At 39.6% G+C, this 864-nt stretch carries 1 protein-coding gene; it reads left to right on the forward strand.

Features of this window, described 5'->3' with window-relative positions:
* The coding region (locus ACYVTD_RS14375) for a diguanylate cyclase (protein WP_461248402.1) at positions 1-864 on the forward strand (864 nt) is incomplete at both ends.

Below are 864 nucleotides of genomic sequence, written 5' to 3' on the forward strand. Positions count from 1 at the left end.
GCTATGTTGCGCTCAACCGCGCGTATGTGCGTAAGTACGATTATTAGGGCGGAAAAGACCAAAAGCGCAAATCAGGCGGCAGAAGCGCTTAAACGCCGCGAAAAGATGTTGGATATATTGAACAAGGTTTCATTAATCTTATTATCCGGAAACGAGGACAAATTCGAAGATACTATGACGGTAGGTGTGAATTTGATCGCAGACATGGCTGAACTTGACAGGATAATTCTTTACCGCAATCACATGGAGTCCGATAGTTTTAAAATATCTCAAATTTACCGTTGGGGTAGAAATTTAGATAGCAATACAGAATCGCTTGAATTACTTTTCGCTGATATGCCTTTCCTGAAAGTCATGCCAAATTGGAAAAATCTTTTGGCGGAGGGCAAATCTATAAACGCTCCATCAAAGATAATGCCCGATCCCGAAGCCGATACGCTCAAATCGTTTGGAATCCTTTCAGTTGCCGTTATACCTATACATATAAATAATGCTTTTTGGGGGTTTGCGCTTTTTGCGGATACTAAGAAAGAACGTTCTTTTGAAGATGATATTATTGAAATGTTGCGTTCTGCGGCGTTTTTATTCGCAAATGCTTTCATTCGTACCGAAGCGGAATATGACGTGCTTACAGGCATTTATAACAGGCGTTTCTTTAACAAAAACATGAAACGTATTATAAGTTCCTTATCCCGTTCATGCGGTTTATTAAGTATGTTGGTGATCGATATTGACTTCTTTAAGCGATATAACGATACTTACGGTCATGTTGAAGGCGATAATTGCCTTAAAATTGTCGCTCAGACGCTTTTTAACAGTATTACAAGAGCAGATGATTTTGTTGCAAGGTACGGAGGAGAAGAA

This window comes from Treponema sp. R6D11 (genome assembly GCF_054786075.1).